This is a genomic window from Dorea hominis (assembly GCF_014287705.1).
Taxonomy (GTDB): Bacteria; Bacillota; Clostridia; order Lachnospirales; family Lachnospiraceae; genus Dorea_D; species Dorea_D hominis.
In genome coordinates this window covers 110,050-136,626 of the sequence record NZ_JACOOY010000002.1, presented here as the reverse complement: position 1 = coordinate 136,626, position 26,577 = coordinate 110,050, and the positions used below count along the sequence as shown (strand labels likewise).

The window sequence follows — 26,577 nt, the reverse complement described above, 5'->3', positions numbered from 1 at the left end:
ATATACAATTTTTAATTAAAAGAAGTTATTATACCGGATAACTTCCGTTCTCTGTATCAGCAGCATTCGGATCGATCTTTGTCTGCTGTGCTTCTCTGTATTTGAAGAAGTCAACAGCTACCTGCGGGAATAATGCATAAGTTAATACATCTTCATCCTGCTGGATCCACTGTGCACACTCTTTGCGGAGTGTATCTAATTCTGCCGGAATCAGATCTGCCGGACGGCATGTGATGATCTCAGCATCGTCTCCTAATACTTTCTTCTTCACTTCTTCGTTAAATGGTTTTACAGTTGCACCGTATTTACCACTTAATACGTCTTTTGTCTCTTTTGTAGCCATCTTATAACGCTCGCCCATCAGTACGTTAAATACAGCCTGTGTACCTACGATCTGTGAAGACGGTGTTACAAGCGGCGGCTCACCTAAGTCTTTTCTTACTCTCGGCACTTCTTCCAGTACTTCATAGTATCTGTCTTCTGCATTCTGCTCTTTTAACTGAGATGTCAGGTTTGAAAGCATACCACCCGGTACCTGATACAGAAGAGTCTTGATATTTACACCAAGGTTCTTCGGGTTCAGCAGTCCGCTGTCTAATGCATCGTCACGGATCGGGCGGAAGTAATCAGCGATCTCCGCAAGTAATTTCTGATCCAGACCTGTATCATAAGGTGTTCCTTTGAACGTCTCAACCATAACTTCTGTTGCCGGCTGTGATGTTCCCATTGCAAATGGTGACATTGCAGTATCAATGACATCTACACCTGCCTCTACTGCTTTTAAGTAAGTCATAGAAGCAACACCGGATGTATAATGTGTATGAAGCTGGATCGGAAGATCTGTAGCTTCTTTTAATGCACCGATCAGCTCTGTTGCCTTGTACGGAAGGAGCAGACCCGCCATATCTTTGATACAGATAGAATTAGCACCCATATCTTCGATTCTCTTGGCGATATCTACCCAATAATCCAGTGTATAAGCATCTCCCAGTGTATAGGAAAGCGCTACCTGTGCTTCTGCTTTTTCTTTGTTTGCTGCTGTAACGGCCGTCTGCAAGTTTCTAAGGTCATTCAAACAGTCAAAAATACGGATCACATCAATACCATTTGCAACCGATTTCTGTACGAAATACTCTACTACATCATCTGCATACGGACGATATCCTAAGATATTCTGTCCACGGAACAGCATCTGTAATTTTGTATTCTTAAATCCGTCACGGAATTTACGAAGTCTCTCCCATGGATCTTCTTTCAGGAAACGTAAAGATGCGTCAAATGTTGCACCACCCCAGCACTCTACAGAATGATAGCCAACCTTGTCCATCTTATCGATGATCGGAAGCATCTGTTCTGTTGTCATACGAGTGGCAATCAGAGACTGGTGTGCGTCACGCAGAATTGTCTCTGTTATTTTAATTGGTTTTTTTTCAATTTCTGCCATTATTTCTTCCTCCATATAATCAGTATTCAATCGTTATCATACGAAATATCCGGTTCTTAAACTCCGAAGATCGCCATAAATGTTCCGGCTGCAACTGCTGTACCGATAACTCCGGCAACGTTCGGACCCATTGCATGCATCAGAAGGAAGTTCGTAGGATCTGCCTCTGCTCCAACCTTCTGGGATACTCTGGCTGCCATTGGAACGGCGGATACTCCGGCTGATCCGATCAGCGGATTAACTTTTCCCCCTGTAACTTTGCACATGATCTTACCGAATAATACTCCGGCTGCTGTACCAAACATAAATGCAATCAGTCCAAGGATAACGATGAAAATAGTCTGTTTGTTCAAAAATGCTTCCGCACTTGTTGTCGCTCCGACAGATGTACCAAGTAAGATAACTACGATATACATCAGTGCGTTGGAAGCAGTCTCTGTCAACTGTCTTACAACACCTGATTCACGGAAGAGGTTTCCGAGCATCAGCATACCTACCAGCGGTGCTGTTGTAGGAAGGATCACACAAACAACGATTGTAACGATGACCGGGAACAGGATTCTCTCCAGTTTGGATACCGGTCTTAACTGCTCCATCTTGATCTTACGTTCTTTTTCTGTTGTTAAAAGCTTCATGATCGGCGGCTGAATGATCGGGACAAGCGCCATGTACGAGTACGCCGCCACTGCGATCGGTCCCATAATTGCTGTCTGCTGTAACTTTCCGGCAAGGAAGATGGAAGTCGGTCCATCCGCCCCACCGATAATGGATACAGCCGCGGCCGCTTTATCAGAGAATCCAAATGCCATCGCTCCAAGGTAAGCTGCGAAAATACCAAACTGTGCTGCAGCACCTAAGAGGAAACTCTTCGGATTCGCGATCAATGGTCCAAAGTCTGTCATTGCTCCAACTCCAAGGAAAATCAGAGACGGCAGGATTGCCCATTCATCTAATTTAAAGAAATAATACAGAAGTCCGCCCGTTCCATTTGCCGAATCTTCTGCATGCAGCATAATATCCGGATAGATATTAACAAGCAGCATACCGAATGCGATCGGCACAAGGAGCAAAGGTTCAAACCCCCGCGCGATTGCCAGATACAGGAAAAAACATGCTACAGCAATCATGATCAAATTGCCCCATGTGAGACTGAAAAAAGCTGTCTGATGCACGAGGTTTCCCAATGTTGATGTTATATATTCCATTTCTTAACCTCCAGTCGTATTCATTCCATAAGGAATCAGTTTCACATTAGTTTAATGTAGCTAAAACTGCACCGGATTCGATTGCGTCTCCAACTGCTACGTTAATGCTTGCAACTGTTCCGTCTTCCGGAGCTACTACTGGAATCTCCATCTTCATTGCTTCAATGATGATAACTGCATCACCTTTCTTCACGCTCTGTCCGACACTTGCTTCCAGCTTAAATACTTTTCCGGCTGCTCCTGCTTTTACTTCAATGCTTCCGGCATTTCCAGCCGCAGGTGCTGCTGCTTTCGGCGCTGCCTTAGGAGCTGCCTTAGGTGCTGCTGCTCTTGGTGCTGCTGCAGGTGCTGTGCCTGCGCCGTTCTCTTCAACAGTTACATCATATACATTTCCGTTTACTGTAATTGTATAATTTTTCATGATTCAATCCTCCTAAATTCTCTATGCGTTCCATTTATTAGACGGACGGCGTCTGATGCTTCTTACTACAAATCCATCTGTGCCTGTTCCTTCATATTCTGCAATAGCCGCTGCAATAACCGCTACCAGCTCTGTATCATCCGTAACATCTTCTGCCTCAGCAGATGCGCTCTGTGTTGCCTCTTCTACTACAACAGCCTCAGCTTCTTTTGCCGATTTCTTTCCTCTGTTCTTCCATGCTTCTTCCAGCGCAGGGATGAATCTGAAAAGAGAAATAATCAGGGAGATAAAGATCAGCACAACGAATACCGTTCCCATTCCAAGTACGGTATTCAGGCCGGCTTTTTCCAGGACTTCACCCATGGAATATTTTCCGTCAACTGTCATACTCTCCAGTTTTAATTTCTGGTTATATACAAATGTCAATGTGGCATCTCTGTCTTTGAATTTTGCCGCTGTTGTAACCTTAAGTTCGTCTTTGGAAGTTTCATATTTGAAATCTCCATGACTTACATATGCTCCACACTCTTTGATTCCAGACTGCCAGCTTTCCAGTGCACTGGTAAATCCGTCTGCTGTATACGGAAGTCCTGACTGCATCAGCTGATATTCCAGATTAAAGTCGTCCATATCTTCCCACTGCTGAATCGTCGCATCATCTGCACTCTGGCAATAGTTGATCAGAAACTCTGTTGATTCTTTAATAGAAGATTTGTCATACTTCAATTCATTGCCTGAATTGGAACAACCGGTAAAGCATAATACAGCTACAAGCATACAGATTATTAAGCTAATTTTTTTCTTCACTTTGCCTCACCTCTCTAAATTGTTCCGTGTTTTTTCATCGGGCGATCCTCTCTCTTGGTAAATAACATCTCAAATGCGCCAATGATGTATTTTCTTGTATCTTCCGGATTGATGATCGTATCCACATATCCTCTTCTTGCTGCTGCATCCGGGCTTGTCTGAAGCTTTGCATAAGCAGCTGCTTTCTCATTAATTGTCTCAGCATCTGTATCTGCATACATGATTTTGGCAGCCAGCTTCGCATCCATCATACCGATCTCTGCCTGTGGCCACGCATATACCATATCTGCTCCGACAGATTTGCTGTTCATTGCTACATAAGCACTTCCAAAAGCTTTGCCGATCACGACGTTTACTTTTGCTACAGTTGCCTCTGTAAATGCATAAGTCAGTCGTGCTGCCGCTTTTGCAAGATGTGTCTCATCGTATGCACTTGCTGCAAATCCGGATACATTCGTAAGAGTCAGCACCGGAATTCCAAATGCATCACAGAAACGCACAAAATCTGCTGCTTTATCTGCTCCGTCAGCAGTTAAAGATCCGTCAAATTCTGCTACAACTTCTGCTTCTTCATTATATACTTTTGAACGATTGGCAACGGCGCCAACAGTCAGTCCGTTTAATTTGATGAATCCTGTTACCATATCTTTCGCAAAATCACGTTTTGTCTCAAAGAAAATATGGTCATCAGAAATCTCTGCAAGTGCGATTGCAGTATCTTCTGCTGCATTCGCCAGATCTGCACATACACGGTTCAGATCATCCTCGCATGTCTCATAGGAAGCATCATCTTCGTTGTTAGAAGGTAACATGCATACGAGAGAACGGATATCTGCAAGAATCTCTTCTTCTGTCTCTGCAACATCTACCAGACCAGCTTTCTCGCTCTGGAATTTTGCAGATGATGTATCACATCTGGAGATCTCATTTCCTGCAACTGCGTTCGGAGAGTTTACGAAAAGCTTTCCTTTCTCTACTTCCATAAATGTAAAATCAGAAAGAGCCGGAACTACGGAAAGTCCTCCTCCGCATGTTCCAAAGATTGCTGTAATCTGCGGAATCACGCCGGATGCAAGTGCCTGTTTTGTATATAATTTACCAAAAGCATCCAGTGCATCGGTTGCCTCTTGAAGTCTCAGTCCCGCGCAGTCGATCATTCCGATCACCGGCGCTCCCATTTTCATTGCCATATCATAGATGTTTACAATTTTCTTCGCATGCATCTCGCCGATCGCACCGTTTAATACGGATGCATCCTGGCTGTACACATACACTAAATTACCGTCTACTACTCCATATCCGGTCACCACACCGTCTGCCGGAGTTTCTTTGTCCTGCATGTTGAAATCTGTTGTTCTTGCTGTTACAGCGCCACCGATCTCAACAAAGCTTCCTGCATCAAGAACCGATAAAATACGATTACCTGCTGCATTTTCTGTTGCCATGTTGCCCATAGTCCAGCCCTCCATTTTCCTTATTTTAAGGTTTATACTTCTCGGAAAAGTAAAACCAAATTTTAGCCAATTATATTATATCTTTTCCGACATCAATCTGCAAGTATTTTCCTTTATTTTTTGTTAAAATCTTATCAACTTTTTTACAGGTTTTTATGCACAAACATGTTGTTTCCTATTAATAATATGCATAATTATAAACTTTTATATTGCATTTTTCCTCGTCGCCATAATAAATAAACAGGACACGAAAAGCACTTACATTGCTTCTCCATGTCCTGTTCTTTAATAATATCTTAAAATTTCTTTACTTTCTTGCGCCTCATATTCGTACAGCGTTCCAATAAAAATGCTCTCAGCTCATCAATACTTCCTTGTTCCAGCGCATCCTTCGGGAAGCCGCACATTGCTCTCGGTGATCCTTTGCTGTCCGGTTCTGTCTTCACAACAACCGCAAATGCATCTTCCGATTCCAGTAATTTAACGACATTCGCATACTGAAAGGATCTTGTCTTCATTTCCATTACACTGTCAAAATGATCGTCGTAAAAATCCAGCTCAGTCGATACAGTTCCACCGTTCAGTTTATTTCTTCTAAGGAACTGGTCTTCCGCATCTCCGATTGCTGTAGCATCCAGAGCCTTTCTCCAGATTGTACGATTTAATGTAATACCAACTGCAAAAGCTGCAATCCACCAGATTATATACCGTACAACAAACTTTGTCATATCATTGCCAGGATTTCCAAATTTCATAACAAAATAAAAAATCAGGATTCCAAGGAAAAATACTACAAATTTAAGCGTAATATCACTCTCATCCATTCGGAACAGCTTACAGATCTTCTGCAATGTATTCTGAGATTCCTTATACTTCACACAATAACGTCCTGCCATAAATCTTCCCCATCTTTCTTCTATTATAATTTTGTAAAATATATCCGTTTCATTATATATGTTCAGATACTAACATTCAAGCATTTTACGTTTTTTTTATATTCCCCGTTAATTTTCTGACAATTATGCATTTTGCATTACCAAATGGGTGTTTTTTTATCCTTTTTATGGCATATTTATGTCAAAAAAACGACAAAAAATGAAAAACTTAACATTTTCTTAAATTAATTGGTTGTACTTTAGTCTAAGTTATGCTATCATATAGAACATTGAGAGCACAAAATTTAGAACTTATGTCTCTACATTTTGTACATCATGAAAAATTTCATATTGGAGGGTGAAACTCATGGAAAACACTAAGAAAAAATTTCCATTTGGCTTCTATGTATGCTGCCTCTCTTTCACATTCGAAAGACTTGCATACTATGCTGCTAAGTGGGGACTGTCGATCTTTATCGTAGTCGCTGCAGCAAAGGGTGGTCTTGGATTAGACAAATCCGTAGGTGCTGCAATGAGTTCTAACCTGGTAGCGTTTACTTATATCACACCAGTTATTGGTGGATATATCGCTGACCGCTGGATTAGTCCTCGTCTTCTTGTACCAGTTGGAGAGATTCTTATGGGACTCGGATACCTGTGTGCATGGAAAGCTAACGGAGTTGGAATGCTTTGGGTAATGATCGTACTGATCGCTATCGGAACTGGATTCTTCAAAGGAAACGTTTCTGGTATCAACGGACGTCTGTTCCCATCATCTGATCAGGATGAACTGGATACTGCATTCAGTCTTCAGTACTCATTCGTTAACATCGGATCATTCATCGGAACAACTTTCCTGTCACTGGTCGGTACTAACGTTGGATATCGTGAGATGTTCCTCGTTTGCGGAATCTTCATGTTCATCGACTGTGCATGGTGGTTATTCGGAATGAGATTCTTCGGCGATGCTGGTAAGAAACCATTCCTGGTTGACAACCGTACAGAAAATGTTGAGAAAGCTGACAAAGAGAAAGACAACGCTCCACTTACCAAACTTGAGAGAAACCGTGTTATCGCTATTCTGATCGTAACATTATTCTCTGGAATCTTCTGGCTGATTTGGTACATGGTTTACATGCCTGTTTACTATGAATTCGGTCCAGCTTCTCAGGGAGGACAAGGATGGGCTAACTGGAACATCGGTTCCTTCGAGATGCCTACTGCATGGTTCGACTCTATGAACGGTCTGCTTTGTATCATCCTTTGCCCTGTATTTGCAGGAATCTGGGCTAAGATGAGACAGCGCCCACAGGGAGACTGGGGAATGTTCACAAAGACAGCTTTAGGAATCATCGTACTTGGTCTTTGTACAGCATCCATGGTACTTGCAGCAGTTCTTTCAGGACAGAGCTCTGATCATCCGGTTGGTATCTGGGTAATCATTCTGACAGCCGTTTGTATGTCTGTTGGTGAAGTTATCTTCTCACCACTTGGAAACGCTTTCATCAGCAAGTATTCTCCGAAGAAACTTCTCGGAACAATGCTTGGTGTATGGCCACTGATCATCTTCTTCTCTGGTAAAGCTTACGGACCACTTTATAACTGGCTCGGAAACTTCGACTTCGTTAAAGCTTATGGTACAGTAACAGCTATCATCATCGCTTGCGGAGTTATCATGTTAGCATTTACTAAGAAGTTCGACAGAATGGTTGAAGGCGAATAATTCAAACTGAATATCGTACATAAAAAGAGTTGTCTACTAACTTCGGTTAGTACGACAACTCTTTTTGTTATAGCAATTTTTTGTTATAGCAATACACAATAAATGGGAACCAGCACTTGTCTGATTCCCATTTATAACTTACTTCTTCTTATGATTCTTTTTTGACTGCGTATAAGTCATCTTCGTCTGGCTGACACTTCCTCTGGATGTGATCTTCTTGGAAGTCCGTTTCTCTTTCTGGTCTTCAAAAGCAGGTTTTAATAAAACTTCTGCTCCGATTACAAAACATGCTGCCTGCACTGCAAGCTGTATGTTATCGGCCCAGCTTCCCATCTGTGCAAATACTGGATCCAATACCCTCGCACCGGCCAGAATGATAAGACTTAATCCCGCATATGCAAACAATGCATAGATACGCATTGTCTTACCGGAGCCTTCATTCTTCTTCATAAAAGAATATCCAGCAAGGAAAATCAGGCCACCGGCAACTACTAATAAATACTTTACCATGTTCTCTCCTCCGTCTTGTACCCTTTCTTCTATTGATTCCTGCGTATACCGCTCTGATATCTTACAAATTTATAAGTCTATATTTCTTCGTATACCGCTCTGTCTATTATACGCTAAAACATCCCGGCTTTCAATCAATGATAATAAAAGATCTATAAAATTTCAGGAACAGGTTTGTACTTTAGTCTAATAAGTGTTAAAATATAGACAGATTTAAATACTAAGGAGGATTTTCAAATGAAAGTATCAGAAAGAATCGCAAAACTGCGTGCTCTGATGGCTGAAAAAGGAATTGATGCCTATGTCGTTCCAACAGCCGATTTCCACCAGAGTGAATATGTGGGAGAACATTTCAAAGCCAGAAAATACATCACCGGCTTCAGTGGTTCTTACGGAACTGCTGTTATATGCCAGGATGATGCAGGTCTTTGGACAGACGGACGTTATTTCTTCCAGGCTACAAACGAACTGGAAGGCAGTGGAGTCCGCCTTATGAAAATGTTCGTTGGGGATACTCCATCTGTTACAGAATATCTGGCAGACAAGATTCCGGAAGGCGGAAAGGTTGGATTTGACGGACGTGTTCTTTCCATGGATGAAGGAAAAGAATATGAAGATGCTCTTTCTTCGAAGAACATTTCTATTGATTACGAAGAAGATCTGATCGACCAGATCTGGGAAGACAGACCACCGCTTTCTGACAAACCGGCATTCTTCCTTGAGGAGAAATATTCCGGCGAAAGCTCAGCACACAAACTGGAGCGTGTCCGCAAAATCATGAAAGACAATGGTGCAACAGTACATATTATCGCATCTCTGGACGATACAGGATGGCTTTTAAATGTCCGTGGTGATGATATTGATTTCTTCCCGTTACTGCTCTCTTACTCTATCGTAAGAATGGACGGCGTAGATCTCTACGTTGACGAGACGAAGTTAAATGACCGTATTCTGGAAGAGTTCAAGAAAGTAAATGTTACACTTCATCCGTACAATGACATTTACGAAGACATTAAGAAACTGGATGCTTCCGAGACTGCCCTCATCGATCCGATGAAGATGAACTACGCACTTTACAAGAACATTCCTTGCAAGATTGCAGAAGCTGCCAACCCGACAATTCTTATGAAAGCCATGAAGAATGATGTTGAGCTGGAGAACATCAAAGAAGCTCATATCAAAGATGGTATTGCGATTACAAAATTCATGTACTGGATCAAGACTCGTTACGACAAAGAAGATATTACAGAGTTAAGCTCTGCTGACAAGCTGACAAGCTTAAGAGCAGCTCAGGAAGGATATATCCGCGACAGTTTTGAACCTCTATGCGCATTTGCAGATCATGCAGCTATGATGCATTATTCTCCGAGTAAAGAGACAGACGTTGTATTAAAAGAAGGCGCAATGTTCCTGAATGATACAGGCGGTGGATACTATGAAGGATCTACAGATATTACACGTACTTTCATCCTTGGTTCTATCGATCAGGATATGAAGAAATATTTCACAGCCGTTGTACGTGCTATGATGAACCTGTCCCGTGCAAACTTCCTCTACGGATGCCACGGTTACAACCTGGATGTCCTCGTAAGACAGCCGATCTGGGATCTGAACATTGACTTCCAGTGCGGTTCCGGACATGGTGTCGGATACCTTGGAAATGTTCACGAGCCACCGACAGGCTTCCGCTGGTATGTTGTTCCAAGCAAGAACGAGCATCATCAGTTAGAAGAAGGTATGGTTATCACAGACGAGCCTGGTATTTACGAAGATGGTAAATTCGGTATCCGTATCGAGAATGAATTTATCGTAAGAAAAGGTGAGCTGAACAAATATGGTCAGTTCATGCATTTCGAGACGATCACTTTCGCTCCGATCGACCTTGACGGAATTGATCCGGAAGAGATGACCAAATCCGAGAGAGAATGGCTCAACAACTACCACAAAGACGTATATGAGAAGATCGGACCGCACCTTACAGATGAGGAAAGAGAATGGCTCAAAGAATACACAAGAGCAATCTAGGCCTTGACTGCGAGGCTTCCCTGGCTACACGATTTTCTGGCTGCCAGCTAAGCTGTTTGCATAGTAGAATTGCATATATTGATTGCAGGATCCGGCGGATTCCCGCCGGATCCTGTTTTATGAAAATTTTCGGCTTAATTTCGAAATTTTTTAATAAGAATAGCAAATACGCGCAAAATCTTATGTTCTCTTGCAAGCAGTGCGCTCACAATCCCAAGCAGTACTGCGAAGCCTGCAAAAAACGGATACATAAGGAAACCACTTACCGGCGCGAGAAACACCGCAATCGAAACGAGTCCGGTAATGATCATTCCTACAAATGTGATAATTGATATTTTATTCATCATAAGTATTGTCCTCCCAGTATTTTTCGCATCTTCCGGCATTTCTTTTCCAAAGTTGATTTCTTCGTGTACCAACTGTCATAGCCAACGCTGATGCTCATATTTTCCGGCGTAAATATCTCATTTGCCAGTTGTTTTAATTCTTCAACTGTAACATTTTCATATTGGCGGATAATCTCTTTCACTTCATATGCAGAACTACCCTGTGTAAACACATTTTCCGCAATATACTGATTATATTCGCAAGAGTCATCCCATAGTCCCGGCTGGAATGTATGAAATCCAATCACTTCTTCTCTGTCTTTTTCGGATAAATTTTCTTTTGCTTTCTGAAGTGTCTTAGCAAAACAGATCATGGAATCTGGCAGATCTTCTTCTTCGACTGCATAGTCAATTTTTAATCTGGCAAAATTTGCAAAATTTTCTATGCTTCCAAAGACATCTCCTGTCCAGCCCTTTTTATCCTTTAATTTCCATTGTAACTTTGCTCCATCTCCATTTACGAATATGTTCATCAGCATATCCACAGCAAACGGATTACATTCCCGCAAAATATCAAAGGATTCCTATAATTTTATTATAGCTGGAATATACAGGTTGTACAACCGGAGAATCATATCTCATACCAGAACATATAATCACAGCCTCTGACTGCTATATACCGATTCCCAATAAATTGAATTTCACACCAGCTAAGCTCTGAATCTTTCAAAGTAATTTCCCGCTCACATGCTTCTTTTTCGAGAGAATAAATGTATACTTTTGAGGTCTTCCCCGGTATCACATAAGCGCATCGCTTTCCATCCTCGGAAAATGCAAGCAAATCATTTATTTCAGTCAGTTTTCTAAAGCTATCCATTTTTCTGCTATCTTCTAATTTTACCAGATACGATTTCCAAGCCGGCGCAAAACATCCACGAAACCAAATTTTTTCTTTTCTGTCAAATGCATAATCCCAAAAATCCTGATCTTGCTCCATTTCATAGCGCATGAACATTTTCCCGCTTCTAAGCCATGCCAGCTCCTCCCAGAATACTTCTCTCCTGTTTTCTTCGTATATCTTTCTATAACACAGCAAGTAATCTTTTTTTCTCTTGCTATAAAGAATCTGCAATAAATATGTATGCTCTGATTGCCAGACAACCTCTTCCCTGTAATCTTCATTTATATGAATTATCGTTAAAACAGCAGTGTCTTTTTTATCAGAATACAAGCCTGAATATACAAGTTGTTCCTGCTTATTGTATATCATATTTGTCGATTCACTTCGTACAAAATATCGTTCCTCATTCCATTTGATCCTTTTCACTAATTCTAAGGATGGTATTTGCAGCACATCAATAAATGTTGTATCTTTCCCCATCGCGAACAATGTATCTTCTACAACTAAAATCTGCGCATAATAATACTGCGGATTATCTCTTTTCAATATCTGATCAAATGATTGGTTATAAACACGGATCGAACGCGTATACAGTTCAATATAATACAAATTCTTATATTCAACAATCTGCCATGCTTTATCATTATATACAAAACTCATTGGCTTTCTCCTCTGCTTTCAGTCGGAAACTGTCTCTCTAACCTCTACTATCTTCTAAACGTTGTATCTTCTTCCCTCATGATAAATTTTACACCCACAAAGTCTTCTGCTCTGATTCCCTGATGTTTTCTGCCATCCACAGAAACATATGGTGGGCAAAATTTTCGGTCGGCATAGAGCCTTTTCCCGTTTTTCAGATAAACACGCACTTCATACAATATATAAATCATTTCTTTTATATCATCTTTTGATACAACAATTACTTCTTCCGGCAATTCAAAACAAATATCATTTCCATTTATGATTACTTCGGCAATGAAATTGTAATCTTTGAACTTTATTATTATTACAACCATCAAATTTGCGACTATAAACCAGCCGCACAGTGCAAAAGTCGCATCTCCTCCGTACTTTACAGCCAAAACAAAAAAACACAATATTTAATATAAATATTCCTTTTAAAATTTTCTTACCTATCCGAAGTGCTCTCGCATGTGTCCATGGATCTGACTTCGGTCCAAAAATATTTATAAGTAGCTTTTTCAGTGGTTCCAACTATTATCTCCTTATCAAAAACTTATTCTATTACCTACTTTTTGACTCAATGTCAGTTTTTTTTAAATGAAGCTTAGCTATTCTAGCTAATTATTGACTTAATCTTGAATTTCTTCAATTTTAGCTTAGAATACTTCTTAATTTCTTTGACTTTATTTCAGATTATCTCATCTAAGGCTTATTCTTGCACTTGATCCTGTCAGCATCATTCAATATTTCGCCATTTTAGGCTTCTTTTCCTGTAAATCTTGGTTTTTTTTGAATTTCTCCAATCCTTTCTGCTCTTCGGATGAATACACCGCCAGGATTATCTTATCATCATTTGCCGGATCATTGTCTCAGTAGTTAAATGATAATTCATATAACATAGATTCACCTCTTTCTCAGATAATTTTCTTACATATATAGTAACAATCCACAACTCCATTTCGTGACATATAATATTAAAGTTTTTAGAAACAGCAGGGAAATTCTGTTTCATATATTCAGAAATTGCTCTGCTGTTTCTCTTTAACTATCGTACAGTTCTGTAAATCAAATCTCTATCGCATCTAACAGCTTCATATCTCCATTTTGCTGCCGCACAAACACAAAGACAATATTTCCACAAGTCTGTACCGTATATTCTTCATTCCGCTTATAGCCGTTCACTTTGCTTTCTTTGATACATTTATCATCTTTCACCTGATAACATTTTACAGTTCCTTTGCAAAATGTCGAATAATAGTTATCTGATACTGCAAGCACCTGCTCTTTGTCTTTGATTACTTTATGTGAAATCTTTCCTGTTGATAAATCAATCCGTGCAAATCCACTGCCTTCAAATTCTGCTAAAGAACCTGTTCGGTTCACGCCACGTCCATCATCTCCATAAGATATAAATCTCACAAGGGCAGTATTTTTCTTTACATCTGCCGACACGATGCTGTACTTGTCCGTAATACAATTTGCATAATCTTTCCATTTGTTTTCTCCGGATATTTTCAGCAAATCATCACGGACATATAAATCTTTGCCATCATAATTAACTACCATATTCTCTGTTAATACAAGCCGTTTTTCATGTTTGTCTACAAATGCAACTCCAGCGATTTTACCAGTTATTTTCAACGTTTTCTCTTTGTCCATCCATTGCACTTTGCTGTCCGACCGGTCAACAATAAGCCATAAATCCGGTAATTCCACTGCCCGGTATTCTTCTAACATCTTATTCCCATCTGCCGAATAGTCTGTTGTCTGATCTAAAATTTCCGAAGACATTTTGCCCGGTCTTGCCACATCGTCCAGATCAAAACTATACACATACCGTATTCCTTTTAAATCTTTCACATAGCAATACAGATTCTTCTGTCCTGTATAAAGCCATATTTCCGATATTCCCTGACTGATTTTCCTTTTCTGAATTAGTTTCCCTTCTTTTTCATATTGCAGCACTCCGTCGGCTACTGCACAATATATATATTTATCAGACACGGAAAAATTACGACACTCATTTGGTACAGTAACAATGTGCTTCTTATCTTCCAGAGAAAATATTTTTTTACCTTCACGATAGTAATGATTTTTCCCATCAAATGTCGCTAACTCCATACCTTCATTTTCCAGAATATCTACTTCTGTACCCAGCTCACCAGAAACTGCTTTTTCACTGATTTGTGTCATCGTAGAGCCAGACATGCTTTTTATAATTAAATTAACTGCAATAATATTGGTTACAAGAAAGACCGTCCAGATTTTCCAATTTCCTTTTCCACTTCTCTTTCCATAATATGCCATTCCAAATGTGCTTAAGATAATATACAGCACACATATAATAAATACTATCATTCTTTCATAATTCATAAGACACCGCCTCTCATAGTAGAATAATATCGTATCCCGGATAATTTATCTTACATATATAGTAACAGACCACAGTTTTCTTTTGTGACATATAATTTCAAGTTTTTTAGAAACAGCAGGGAAATTCTGTTTCATATATTCAGAAATCGCCCTGCTGTCTTATTGCTTATATAGACAAATCCATAAGCCAATACATAAGATTTACTCCATCCAAATTAAATAAATCACACCAAGCATTATGCACTTTTGTTACAAATTCAGGACACAACAGCATCCACGGTGCTGTTACAATAGCAAATGTCAATGCATATTTTTTAATCAATACTTTTTCTATATTTAGTTTATTAAATATCCAGCGTCTGGCAATCCGGTAAATAACAAATATAGTAATTACAAATCCTATAAGAACCCATACAAATGTAACAGCTTTAAAATATATGTAGTAGCTTTCAATTGGATATTCTATATTTATATACCAAAGATTCATTAGTTTATCATTCAAAATATCAACATAGCCAAAAATGTCCACTGAAGTCATTAATATAGGAAGTAAAAACGCTGATCCTATATTAGTGATTACACATTTTGTCCAAAATATTTTTTTATTAGCAATTGTTCCGTTCGTCTTCTTTAGATACTTGCTAAATATAAATAGATATAATAAATCTACTATAATGTATGTGGATATAATTACTACCCATGTTGGGTATGAATATAATATATCTATCATTTGTTTTCCCCCTTTACTTGCTTATAATATAGCCGTTCTTAAAATGTGCAGTTATTCTACGCAAAATATCCTCAACACTATCGAAATCATCTTTTTTTGTATATGAAAGTGAATATCCCGTCAAATTATAGCAATGAAATTTCTTCCCGACCTTTCTTATCATTGCAAAATGTCCTCCACCAGCTCTATAGTTTGCCTCCAATATTCCAGGTTTTGTTGAAGTAATTTTCTTTTCGAAATTCTTTTGCTTATCATAATCTTTAATTTTAAATCCATGTTGTTTTATAGAACTGGCAACAGTGCTCCACTTAATTCCATCTCTTCCGGATGATTTCATGTTAAAATCATAAAGCATTACTTTATTATAATTCATACCAATGCATATAACTATTGTCTCTGACCGCAATGTATTTATCATCTATAAACTGCATTTCATAATATGGCGTTTTCATTTGCAATTTGATCTTTTTTAAGTAAAGGTTCTCTTCCCAAGAATAGACATATAACATATCTTTTTTTATATATGCAATTTTTTTCTTATCTTTTGAAGTCGCAATCAAGTCTACATCTTTAGCTATTTTTTTATCTTCTGCTATATTTAAAATATAACCATTATAAAAAAATCCTACTAAACAGCATATTTCATCATTGGAATTAACCATAACCTCACATATACTTTCATATTTTCCTTGTATGTTTATGTTTTGCATAATTTTCTTTTTCTGCTTTATCCATAAAATTTCATCTATATATGCTTCTTTATTTTTATAAGTAGATATTTTTCTATATAGTATCAAATAATCATCCATTTTATCACTGTAAATAATATTCTTTAAAAATGTTTTTTCAGCTCTCCATACTGTCTTTTCTCTATAAGTATTTATATCTATCATTGTAATAATGGATATATCTTTCATATCAGAATATAATTCTGTAATCACAATATTTTTCTTTTTTATATACAATAATTCTCCGCTTCTTTCAAATCCCTTTTCTTCTTTCCATTGTATTCGTTTTTTCTTTTCAAGTGTAGGAATTTCCATTATGTCAATAAATGTCGAACATCCTCCTTGTGCAAATAATGTATCTTCCACAATCATAATTTGGGAATAGTAATTATTTGATGTTCTTTTTTTGTATACTAATTCAAACGTTTTACTGTAAATACAAATAGCATTTTCATATAATTCTATAAAATAAATATTTTTATAATTAACAATTTGCCACGACTTATCTCTATGTACACAATTCATAAGCTACCTCTTTTTTTACATTTTATAAATTGTAGAGGCAAAAAGTACTATGATATTTACCTAGCGTATTTTCTGCCCCTACTGCTATCTAATTTTCAAAAGTTATCTAGCTGATTTGTTCTTTACACCATTTTTACTAACTGATTTGCTTTAAGTAAAATTCTTTTAACTCTGGAAAGTCTATATAATATATTTGGTTTTGTTACAGTATCTTTTCCAACATAGTCCCTTACATAAATATAATATATATTTGTATGCAATCTTCTATGCAATCTATAATCCAAATAAACAGTATTTGCTTTTGAATGAATACTAATTCCTAAGTCTTCCATACGTTTTTTTAATTTATGATGTATTTTAGCTCCTTGTGCCACTATGTGATGTTTTTCATCTTTTCCTCTTTTTGTAGCAACTCTAGCCTTAGCAACTGTTTTAGCAATTTTTTTCACAAACTCTCTAGTTTTTACCGCTACACATGCTACCGCTAACAGCGCTGATATTATCTTCCCCGTTACCTTTGCTACAATTTTAGGTTTATTATGAGCATACATCGCAATTAAAATTCCAACACATACTGCTGCTACCGGCCATAATCCCGCTGCGCTCACCGTTGCAAAAATTGCTTTCATTCCTGCTGCTATAGATATTGTCATATGTCCACTCGGATCTACGTAATTAATCGGATCATTTGCACAATACGCATACAGATGTAAGGTGTCTGGATCATTTACTTCTCCCCGGTAGGTATCTTCTGTCAGGAATCTTCCATTCTCCGGATCGTAGTATCTTGCATTCAGGTAATAGAGTCCGGTGCTTTCATCATAAATGCCGCCTGTGTAGCAGATCTCATTCTTTAATGCACTGTTTCCGTGGATACTGGTCTCTCCGAAGTCATCATACTCGTAGGAAAGTTCGCCTTTTGTATCTTTGTTCAGGATGCTGGAGGTGCTGCCTTGGATATCTTTCGTATACAGGAAGTCCTGGTAATCGGATGCTGTTCCGGCTTTTCCGGTTATTTTCTGTTCCGCATAGATCACATTGTCTTCCAGTCCGGACAGGTTCTGGATCAGCTTCTCTCCGGTGTCTGCTCCGGTTGTATAGGATACCATGCCGTCTTCGTAGAAGTAGTTTGTGACTTCTCCGGCTTCCTTCTTCTGGATGCGCTGTCCCTCTCCATTGTACAGGTTTTCCTGTGTCAGGCTGACGGTCTCATTGCCGGATGTACCGCTCTTCTTCGTTACAGTTACCGTACTTAAGCGATTTTCCACATCATAGGTGTTCTCCACGCTGTCTCCCGTCTCTTTATCGGTCTCTTTGATCTGGTTTCCGTTGACATCGTACTCATAAGAAATGTCATTCTTTACGGTATCGCCTTTGGTTGTCTTTGCCTTTAAGAGCTGGTTCAGACCATTGTAGGTATACGCCGTCTCTTCTTCACCTTTGACTTTCTTTGTGCGGTTTCCTGCGGAATCGTAGCTGTAAGTCGTGGTGGTCTTCTCCTCATTCTTCTTATGGTCGGTCACGACACTCTTCGTCAACCGTCCCAGTGCATTGTACGTGTATTCCGTTGTCTGATCCGTATGATCTTTTTCCTCTTTTGCGGTACTGTTCTTCTCGGTCTTCTTCACGATGTTGTTATTCTTATCGTAAGAATAAGTATAGGCTTCCAGAACAGTCGTACCACTCTTATAGGTCATAGAAGATACACGGTCCAATGCATCATACTCATAGAACCTTGCCACATAGCTTTCGTTCTTATCTCTATAATCAGTAAAGTCAACGATCGTAAACAGTTTTCCTCGTTCGTTATAGCGGTATTTGCGGATCAGTTTTTCCTCGTCACTGCCTTTGATCTTTGCTTTGATAGCGATCAGATACTGGTTCTTGTCATACGCATAGTGCAGGCTTTCCACTCTTCCGTCTTCTGCCAGCGCATAAGTAACTTCCGTGATCTTATCTTCCGTATCATAGCTGTAAGAGATCTTGTGTTTTGCGATCTGTGCATCAGTCGGCTCTGCTTCCTGTGAGACTTCTGCTGTCCATGCAGTTCTTCCAAATCCGTCATAACCGGTATAAGTATAGCGGTATGCTTTCATCGCACTGCCGGACTTCTTCGCATCGGTCATCTTCGTAAGACGGTACTGGTCATCATACTGATAATTCGTCTGCAATGTCTGGGTTCCGTCTGCCTGATAGTATTTCGATACGGTCTTCAGATTCCTTGCATCATAAGTATCTTCCCGGTAGTCTCCATTTTCATAAGTAACCTTTGTCTGGTTTCCACGGCTGTCATAGCTGTAAGCGGTTGCAATGCTTTCGTCTTCCTTCTCGCCCTGATCCTGACTGCTCTTTATGAGACCTGCCGCATCCGTGACTTCGATACTCTTTCTTCCGCCTGCATCGGTAACGGTTGTCTTATTCTTCTGGTTCTCTGTGTCCGTTTCATAGGAGGCTTTGGTTACAACAGCGCCATCTTTGCCTGCGTTCTGTGTCACTTCTGTCACACGGTCAGAGGCATCATAGGAATACGCGGTTGCAGTTCCCATGGCATCGGTTTCTTTTGCAACATTTCCTTTGGTATCGTAAGACTGTTTGGTAACCAGACTGTCCTCACTGACCTGATAAGTTTCCCCGGATACGCCCGGATTCACGATGGTTGCAAAGTTTCTGCCCTCTTCATCATAGAGTGCCAGTGTCACTTTTCCTTCTGCTGCGTCCGCACCGGTTCCGTTCTCATATGCAACGACCTGATTGCCGGAAGCATCATATGTGTAATCCGTATACAGACCGTTTGCTTTCTCTCTTACCACATTGCCGGAAGCATCGGTATACGTCTCGGACGCCGTTGTTCCACTTGGATAGCTTTCCTTCTGGATCGAAGCGTTCTTAACCGTTCTGGTTCCTCTGCCATCCTGTACGGTAACATCCCCATAAGAATAGGCGGTAGTGTAAGTAAGGGATGTACCCTTTGTAACCGTTCTCTTTACCACACGGTTCAGGGAATCGTATACATAATCCGTCTTTACTCCGTCGGTTCCCGTCTCGGAAACAACCGTTCCATTAGCATCATAAGCGGAGGTTGTCGTCTGGCTCTTTCCATTCAGGGTGCTGACAGACTTGATCTGTCTTCCCAATTCATCATAGCTATATTCCGTTACTTCTCCGGTATCCGGATCTACCTTCTTTGTCACGCGTCCCATGACGTCATAAGTATTCTTTTCCTGGCTTTCTAAGTCTCCACTGGTGGTTGCAGATTCTGTTGCGTTACCGGAAAGGTCGTACTTGGAGATCGTTTTGGAAGTCTCAATCCCGGCTACTGTAGTTGTGGATTCTAAGACATTTCCATCTCCATCGTAAGTATTCTCTGTTATACTCTTATTGGAAGGATCGCCACTTTCCTCTTCTTTCTTCAGATTTCCGGTCTTACTATAGGTATAGTTTTCCTTGCTGATGACGGTTTCGCCTTTAGTCACAACTTCTGTCTTCGGCTGGTCTTCTGTCCACTCACTGGTTGTGTCATAAGTGTACTCTGTTTTCGTTCCGTCTTCTTCTGTTTCGCTGATGGTATTTTCCTGCTCATCATAGCTGGTCTCAGTAACAGACTCTTTGGTCTTCCATTCGACTTTTCCGTCATTCAGCTCTTCGTATCCGGTCTGCTTTGTTGTCTTTGTCACAAGATATGGATTCTTTGCATAGCCATAAGTATAAGTTGTTACGCTTCCATCCGCTTCGGTCTCTTTTGTGACTTTTCCGCTCTTTGTGTCATACTCCCGGCTGTTCATGCGGACTTCTGTTCCGTCAGAAGCTTTCTTTGTTATGATTGTCTTTCCACCTGCATATCCCCAGTTTTCTTTCTCTCCGTTCGGGTAAGTTACTGCGGATACTTTTTCACCATTATAAGTGATCGTATATTTTTGTGCCTTGCCATCCGTCACACTGTTCAGGTGACCGCTGTCATAGCCATAAGCATAAGAAACCAGTGCTTTGCCATCCTTACTGCAATGGCTCATTTCCGTTAATCTTCCATTACTGTAAGTATAACAGAGTTTTGTTCCGTCTGGAAGTGTAACCTCTTCCAGAAGCCCGGAATCTTTCTGATAACTCAGTTCTATTGTCTTTAACGCATCGGAAGATACCCGTTTCAGTCTTCCATCTGCAGAATACTCATAGAGAAGAAACGTACCGTCCGGATCGAGCGCCGCTACCAGTTGTCCTTCTTTATTGAAACGGTAGAGGACGCCCTTCTTGTCTTTGATCGTATAGGCATGTTTGCGGTTCTTTACGATATTTTCTTCTGCGATTGTTTCTTTATAAGAGTAACTCATCTCCCCAATCTGGGTACTCTTTACACTGGCTGCGGTATCACCGGAAGGTGTTTTTATGCTTCCATCATTCAGTGTCAGATCTTTCGTTTCTTTACAAACATAAGTGTCCCCACTCTTCTTAAAATGATAGATGCTTCCGTCACTGTCCAGATAGTACATCGTGCCATCTTCACCTTTGATCAGTTCTTTATGCAGGGTATCGCTCCATCCGGTTCCTAACATTCCGTTAATCAGCGACTGGCTGTTATAAGTTCTTGCCATCTCGAACGTCAACTGGCTTGCCGGAAGTGTTGCATCTTCCTGACTGTAAGTAAGATTTCCGCTCTGGTCTTCTACAGTTCCATCTCCAGTAGGTGTCTGAAACTTCTGATACCCCAGATATTCCTGGCTTCCGGTATGTTTTTCAAACTCTTCCGGCGCGGTTCCTGTTCCACTTAAGATCGTATCAACCAGTTCCTGCTCTTCGATCTCACCGGAGGAATCTGCACGGACAGCTTCTACTTTATAATACCATTTCTCATCCTTTGCACTTTCCAGATCGATCCAGTAACCTTTGAACACTTTCTTACAGACCATGTTTTCTTCACTCGGTGTGAAGTCTTTCTCTGTTCCTCTGTAGACCCGGTAATACACCGTGTCATTTAACACTTTATCGGTCTCCCAGGAGATCAGGTTCTTGCCATAGTCTTTCCGCAGGGTGAGGGTTCCGTCTTTTGGAAGATAACCGTCAAATCCGACAGTATTATCTTTGTAATAATAATCCAACACTTCTTCTTTGACATTGCCTGCTTTGTCCACTGCACGGACTGCAATCTTATGCTGTCCATTTCCGGTGATCGTGCCTGCCGGAAGTTCCACACTTCCACTGGTTCCGGTTCCCAGCTTCTTCCATGCGCCATCGTCGATCTTATATTCCATCTGTTTGAGGTTTGCATCGGATACACCTGACCACTGGATTGTCGGGTTCTGCACATCGGTCGGTTCTTCTTTTGTTGTTGCCGGTGTCAGCACCGGTTTTGCCATTGTCGGCGCCGTTCCATCGATCACAAATCTTGCACCAGCTCCCGGTCCTGCAAGGTTTCCTTTGTCCACACCACGGATACCGATCTTATAACTGCCTTCTTTCCAGCCGGTACTTGCTGCGATCGTTGCCGAGCCACTTCCGCTTGTTCCCAGTTTAGTACCGGAAGAATACGGAACTAATTCACTGACATCTTCCAGAGTTGTTGGATTCAATGTTACTATCTTGTACTGGACATAGGATAATCCTTTGGATGTGATCCCTGCCCAGTTTGCTTTGATCGCTGTTCCCGGTTTTGCATAAGACGGTGTTACGGATACGGAAGTTGCCTTGGTCGGTTTATCATAATAAGTAACAACCAATTTCGGGCGCAAGCTGGTCGTGCTGTTTCTGGAACCTACAAACTCCGCATACTTTCCGGTCTCATCCGCGCCTTTTAACATCACGCCGTAATTGACAATCGAATCATTGGCAAGCCCTCTGGCAAAAGAAGTCAAATCTAACGTTCTGGCGGTCTTTGCTTTTCCGGTTGTCTTCACCGTGCTGTATAAAGTATTGTATCCCGGACGTTTGTTCCAGGTCACTTTGGAACGCTCCCACGCTTCCTTTACCCGGTATGCCTGTACCGTCTGCCCTTTCGTACTGTTTGCTGTCTCATACATCGTCAGGATGGCACTGTCTACATAGTTGCCTTTGATCTTGGACTTCATATCTTTGAAAGCAAGATAAGTCCGGTAGATTCCTTTGGATGCCTTTCCTGCATTCATCACCGTTACACCGCTGGTGTAAAAGTTGTAATCTTTATAAGTAGAGCCACTTAAGATATATACGTCCCCAAGATCCGTGTTGCCTGTCCACTTGATCGTCGGATCGATCACGACCGGATACTGACGGTCTTTGTCTTTCAGATAAGACCAGTCTGCGGTCACTGTTACACGGTAGGTGTCTTCCCCTGCTTCCTCTACTTTGGTCGTCAGTTCTTCGCTGTATGCCTTCCCACTGGCATCGTTCATGTTCGGAACACCGACCGAACCAACAATCTCGTCGCTTTCTTTATCGTAGAGAGTCAGCCCTTCATCCACCGGATTTTTTCTAAGCTTCAAGCCTTTTAACTTCAAAGTATAAGAAAACGTATTTTCTTTCGGACACTCTGCAAGCCGGATCTCTTCCTTGATCCCGGACTCCCCGGAAGTGTACGCATAAGTGACCGGATCTGAAGTATCATAAGCTGCTGTCAGTGGGACTTCTTCTGTCTTTTCATATCCGTTCGTGAAGTCCTCCTTCTCTACTTCAACAGCCTTACTTTTCATGTCCGGACTGAGCGCAACACTGTAACCGTCCTTTTCCATCAAAAGTGGCGTCGTATCCGACAGCTTCTCCGGAAAGTACTGTTTGGCATCCCCTTCTTCGTTCTCGTATGCATAACCTTTCAGACTTTCCTTGTTCTCACTCTTCGCACTGTCCACTTTTACCAGTGACGGGTCATAATCAATGAGCTTCCCCGACTCATCTTTATATCGCACCGGTTCCTGATAGAATACGGATACTTTCTTACCATTCCCGATCTGAAATGTGGTGGAAGTCTCGGTATTCTCTTTCTTCACAGCGTCCTCTTCCGTCACACCTTTTAGCTCTTTTGGACGCTCCACGCTGTCATCTGCATCGAAAGCCGCTTCGGTCTTCGCCGGATTCTCCGCTGTCTGTGCCGGTTCAGCCGCCAGTGATTCTAAGGATACGGAGGTGACAGACAGTGCCGCTATTAATGTCGTTGCTGTAATTCGTTTCCAATTTGAATAATATTTTTCTTTTCGCTTTTTGCTTTTTTTCATAAGCTTTTTACCTCTTTATCTTTTTGCAGAACTACTGTTTTTAGTAACTGTTTCATTTCCAACTTTGAAAGTTGTCCTTACACGATATGTTCCAGTTGCAATTGTGTAGTTTTTACTCAAGCTATATGTTTTACCAGTTGTTGAACCAGTCCATTCTTTTAATGTCTTCCATTCCCCAGATAAATACTTTTGTAATTTCATTGTAACTTTAATAGATTGTGAACTTTTACTGTTTACACTGCTTTTACATGTAGCTTCTTTTCCCGATATCGATAAATTACAATCGCATTTCGATACATTTACATACGCAAGCTCTATATCCTCCTCTCCATTCACTTGCGTTTCTGCTGCATAGGACACTGGCGTAGCCACCACCAATCCCATGCTCAAAATTAATCCTCCGAGTAACATTTTCATTCTTTGGTACATAAAAAAGTACCTCCTTTCTGCTTTTACTACTGCTTTTACTATAAGTAACAATCGAAAGAGGTACTTCGTGACACTTTTTATTTAATTTTTTTATTTTTTTCTAAAATACTTATGAGATTATCAATATTTTCATGTCCAGAAAGATAATATACATATCCATCGTTAACATATATCAAATGATTCCAGCCTCCCGTATCCTCAATCCAATATCCATACTTATTTTTTACATCTATTTTTTCCATTCTTTTTCCATTTGATGAAATAGATGGAGTAAAAAATTGTATTGCTGTCTGTTCATAGAAAAGTGAATAATCCTCTTCATTTACATAATCAGCCGAATACATTAAAAATGTTTCATCCGTCTCCTCATTCTCCAGCACATACCCTTCCGGCACATACTCCAGCTTCTGTGGCTTAAATTCTTTGATTTCTTCTTCCTGCCCCTTGATCTCGCTTTGCACTTTCTCGAAGCTGATGTCTGTATGATCCGAAAAACATTTTTCAATCAACTGGTAGATGCCCTCACGAATCGGCTCTATTGCAAATACTGTCATACTCATACTGATCATTAGAAGTATAACTATCAGTAAAAATTTTGGATGCAGCCGTGTCACACGGTATGAAGTAAATTGCTTTTTTCCAGCATCTGCTTCCTGTCTCGGATATGTATATACCCTATATCTGTCCACAAGTTCTTCTGCCTTTTTTCTCTTCATCTTCCTGTATAAACGCCGCATGCGTATCTGATGACGGATCGAGAAATGATGCTTCGCATCTTTTGTAAATTCTTCGTAATAAGTGCCTTCCCGCTCGCATGCCTGCTTTACTGCTTCTCGTAACAGTTCGTCACTGATTCTGTTCATTTCCATCTGTGATTTCCCTTTCGCGCAATTGTTTTTCCAGTTTTTGTCTGGAACGGGCAGCGATCTGGCGCACATTTTCTTCGGACAACTCCACGATCTTTGCAATCTCCACAAACGTCATATCCATATAATAGTGTAAATAAAGAATCTGACGCTTCGGATAAGGCAGTTCCAGAATCAGCTCCTGCAATATGGTCGTTACATCTTTATAAAGATATGCGTCTTCCGGACTTTCCTGCTGTTCACATGGATAATTCCTGTAGTCCTGCTCCCGGGCTTCCCGTTCAGAACGTTTTCCTTTTCTTTGATAGATGTTAAATGCTCTGCTCTTAACTATAGTAACAATGTAACTCCATGTTTCGTGACAGTTTATTTTCTTAATTTTTTCTAAATTATCTATGATAGCAATAACACTGTCGTGTCTGTTGTGCAGGATCTGATATGCAACTTTGTACATCTTGTCCTTGTACAGAGCATATAATTGTTCAAATTTTTCTTTGTCTTCCTGCGTATCAAGCAGATTTAAGTATACTTGTAGCATGCGCTTCTCTTCCCCCTCTTGATCATACCGCTTGCATGCAATGTCGCTATCTTACAATTTCAATTCTTTTTCTTATATCTTCTTCTAACTTCAACTTACCAATCTCTTGCCCTTTTGAAAGGTATGTACATTTATTATAACATTTCTCTTTATAGCTTTTTGAAAAAATTGCAAGAACTTTATTTGTTGGGTTAGACAATCGTTTTACATCTTCATTGTATAATGTTACTGGATAATCCACACGATTTCCATTACGAAAACCAACACTTAATATCGCTTTTGTATCACCAACAAAATAATCTGCCCGAATATATACCCCACTATTAATAAATTCTCCAACTAGACAATGATGAGACATAAGCTTAGAAAGACATGGTAATACCATTAATTTCTGTTGCACCTTCCCTTTATTATCAATTTCAAAATCTCTTTCTGCTAATTTAGACTCCAAACATGCCGCATAAAATTGTTGTGCAGATAACTTAGTCTTTACTCCTGTTAAATGTAAAAAGTTCATATCACGAAAACCGATTTCTACTGTTTTAGTAAGTGATTTTTTCTGATAAACAATCAAAAAGTGCTTATTATTCAATTTTTCTTCATATTCTTTTGCTGCATGTACAATAATTTTTATTGCTGATTTTTTATCATATTTTTTCATTTGTATTCCCCACTATACAAAAAAGGTTGCCCTCTCGGACAACCTTTTCTAATTCTGATATTGCTGATTTTACTGTTGTCTGCCAACATTCCGCCCCACTATGTGCGGTTTAACTGTAGAGTTTTTCTGTTGCTCTCCAACCTGCCAGCCAACGAACTGGCTAAAATGTCAGATTTT

Annotated in this window: 22 protein-coding genes; 2 read left to right on the top strand and 20 right to left on the bottom strand. The window is 40.1% G+C overall.

What is annotated here, in order from left to right; translation table 11 throughout:
* Positions 1–28: 28 nt before the first annotated feature.
* The 6 genes from H8S07_RS02045 to H8S07_RS02020 form a co-directional block, all read right to left on the bottom strand.
* Positions 29–1,444: an oxaloacetate decarboxylase subunit alpha gene (locus tag H8S07_RS02045; protein ID WP_021861133.1), complete on the bottom strand. Its 1,416-nt coding sequence runs from the start codon at positions 1,442–1,444 to the stop codon at positions 29–31.
* A gap of 56 nt (positions 1,445–1,500) precedes the next feature.
* A complete protein-coding gene (locus tag H8S07_RS02040) occupies positions 1,501–2,649 on the bottom strand; it encodes a sodium ion-translocating decarboxylase subunit beta (protein WP_118287907.1) in 1,149 nt (382 codons plus the stop codon).
* Positions 2,650–2,695: 46 nt separating this feature from the next.
* Positions 2,696–3,070 (bottom strand): biotin/lipoyl-containing protein, encoded by a 375-nt coding sequence (locus H8S07_RS02035; protein ID WP_021861135.1) that lies wholly within the window; start codon positions 3,068–3,070, stop codon positions 2,696–2,698.
* Positions 3,071–3,091: 21 nt separating this feature from the next.
* The gene (locus tag H8S07_RS02030; protein WP_021861136.1) at positions 3,092–3,877 is read right to left on the bottom strand and encodes an OadG family transporter subunit; all 786 of its coding nucleotides are present in this window, start codon (positions 3,875–3,877) and stop codon (positions 3,092–3,094) included.
* Positions 3,878–3,891: 14 nt separating this feature from the next.
* Positions 3,892–5,331, bottom strand: coding sequence for an acyl-CoA carboxylase subunit beta (locus tag H8S07_RS02025; RefSeq protein WP_186855331.1), 1,440 nt, complete (start codon positions 5,329–5,331; stop codon positions 3,892–3,894).
* A gap of 296 nt (positions 5,332–5,627) precedes the next feature.
* On the bottom strand, positions 5,628–6,227 hold the full coding sequence (locus H8S07_RS02020) for a hypothetical protein (protein WP_118519316.1): 600 nt from the start codon (positions 6,225–6,227) through the stop codon (positions 5,628–5,630).
* A gap of 346 nt (positions 6,228–6,573) precedes the next feature.
* Between H8S07_RS02020 and H8S07_RS02015 the strand changes: the two genes are divergently transcribed.
* Positions 6,574–7,929 (top strand): peptide MFS transporter, encoded by a 1,356-nt coding sequence (locus H8S07_RS02015; protein WP_186855330.1) that lies wholly within the window; start codon positions 6,574–6,576, stop codon positions 7,927–7,929.
* 138 nt (positions 7,930–8,067) lie between these two features.
* On the opposite strand, the gene H8S07_RS02010 is transcribed toward H8S07_RS02015, so the two are convergent.
* Positions 8,068–8,439 (bottom strand): hypothetical protein, encoded by a 372-nt coding sequence (locus H8S07_RS02010; protein ID WP_117537243.1) that lies wholly within the window; start codon positions 8,437–8,439, stop codon positions 8,068–8,070.
* 237 nt (positions 8,440–8,676) lie between these two features.
* Here H8S07_RS02010 and H8S07_RS02005 point away from each other — a divergent pair, with 237 nt between their 5' ends.
* Entirely contained in the window at positions 8,677–10,464 is a 1,788-nt protein-coding gene (locus H8S07_RS02005) for an aminopeptidase P family N-terminal domain-containing protein (protein ID WP_186855329.1), read from the top strand.
* Between the two features lie 134 nt (positions 10,465–10,598).
* Here H8S07_RS02005 and H8S07_RS02000 read toward each other — a convergent pair whose 3' ends face one another.
* The 13 genes from H8S07_RS02000 to H8S07_RS01940 all read right to left on the bottom strand — a co-directional run bounded on the left by H8S07_RS02000 (position 10,599) and on the right by H8S07_RS01940 (position 26,400).
* Positions 10,599–10,811 carry a hypothetical protein gene (locus tag H8S07_RS02000; RefSeq protein WP_186855328.1) on the bottom strand — a complete coding sequence of 71 codons (213 nt, stop codon included), beginning with the start codon at positions 10,809–10,811 and terminating at the stop codon, positions 10,599–10,601.
* On the bottom strand, positions 10,808–11,329 hold the full coding sequence (locus H8S07_RS01995; protein WP_330598495.1) for a peptidase M16 family protein: 522 nt from the start codon (positions 11,327–11,329) through the stop codon (positions 10,808–10,810). The genes H8S07_RS02000 and H8S07_RS01995 overlap by 4 nt, the downstream gene beginning before the upstream one ends.
* A gap of 92 nt (positions 11,330–11,421) precedes the next feature.
* Complete coding sequence (locus H8S07_RS01990) at positions 11,422–12,351, bottom strand: hypothetical protein (protein ID WP_186855326.1); 930 nt, start codon at positions 12,349–12,351, stop codon at positions 11,422–11,424.
* Positions 12,352–12,398: 47 nt separating this feature from the next.
* On the bottom strand, positions 12,399–12,773 hold the full coding sequence (locus tag H8S07_RS01985) for a hypothetical protein (RefSeq protein WP_186855325.1): 375 nt from the start codon (positions 12,771–12,773) through the stop codon (positions 12,399–12,401).
* 667 nt (positions 12,774–13,440) lie between these two features.
* On the bottom strand, positions 13,441–14,748 hold the full coding sequence (locus H8S07_RS01980; protein ID WP_186855324.1) for a hypothetical protein: 1,308 nt from the start codon (positions 14,746–14,748) through the stop codon (positions 13,441–13,443).
* A gap of 166 nt (positions 14,749–14,914) precedes the next feature.
* Positions 14,915–15,478: a hypothetical protein gene (locus tag H8S07_RS01975; protein WP_186855323.1), complete on the bottom strand. Its 564-nt coding sequence runs from the start codon at positions 15,476–15,478 to the stop codon at positions 14,915–14,917.
* Positions 15,479–15,491: 13 nt separating this feature from the next.
* Complete coding sequence (locus tag H8S07_RS01970) at positions 15,492–15,851, bottom strand: hypothetical protein (RefSeq protein WP_186855322.1); 360 nt, start codon at positions 15,849–15,851, stop codon at positions 15,492–15,494.
* Positions 15,841–16,731: a hypothetical protein gene (locus tag H8S07_RS01965; RefSeq protein WP_118661150.1), complete on the bottom strand. Its 891-nt coding sequence runs from the start codon at positions 16,729–16,731 to the stop codon at positions 15,841–15,843. The genes H8S07_RS01970 and H8S07_RS01965 overlap by 11 nt, the downstream gene beginning before the upstream one ends.
* Before the next feature lie 122 nt (positions 16,732–16,853).
* Complete coding sequence (locus H8S07_RS01960; protein ID WP_186855321.1) at positions 16,854–23,906, bottom strand: DNRLRE domain-containing protein; 7,053 nt, start codon at positions 23,904–23,906, stop codon at positions 16,854–16,856.
* Between the two features lie 15 nt (positions 23,907–23,921).
* The gene (locus tag H8S07_RS01955; protein ID WP_118661147.1) at positions 23,922–24,335 is read right to left on the bottom strand and encodes a hypothetical protein; all 414 of its coding nucleotides are present in this window, start codon (positions 24,333–24,335) and stop codon (positions 23,922–23,924) included.
* Positions 24,336–24,412: 77 nt separating this feature from the next.
* A complete protein-coding gene (locus tag H8S07_RS01950; RefSeq protein WP_158580503.1) occupies positions 24,413–25,204 on the bottom strand; it encodes a DUF4367 domain-containing protein in 792 nt (263 codons plus the stop codon).
* The gene (locus H8S07_RS01945; protein ID WP_186855320.1) at positions 25,182–25,739 is read right to left on the bottom strand and encodes an RNA polymerase sigma factor; all 558 of its coding nucleotides are present in this window, start codon (positions 25,737–25,739) and stop codon (positions 25,182–25,184) included. The genes H8S07_RS01950 and H8S07_RS01945 overlap by 23 nt, the downstream gene beginning before the upstream one ends.
* Before the next feature lie 46 nt (positions 25,740–25,785).
* The gene (locus H8S07_RS01940; protein WP_021861365.1) at positions 25,786–26,400 is read right to left on the bottom strand and encodes a PBECR4 domain-containing protein; all 615 of its coding nucleotides are present in this window, start codon (positions 26,398–26,400) and stop codon (positions 25,786–25,788) included.
* Positions 26,401–26,577 lie beyond the last annotated feature (177 nt).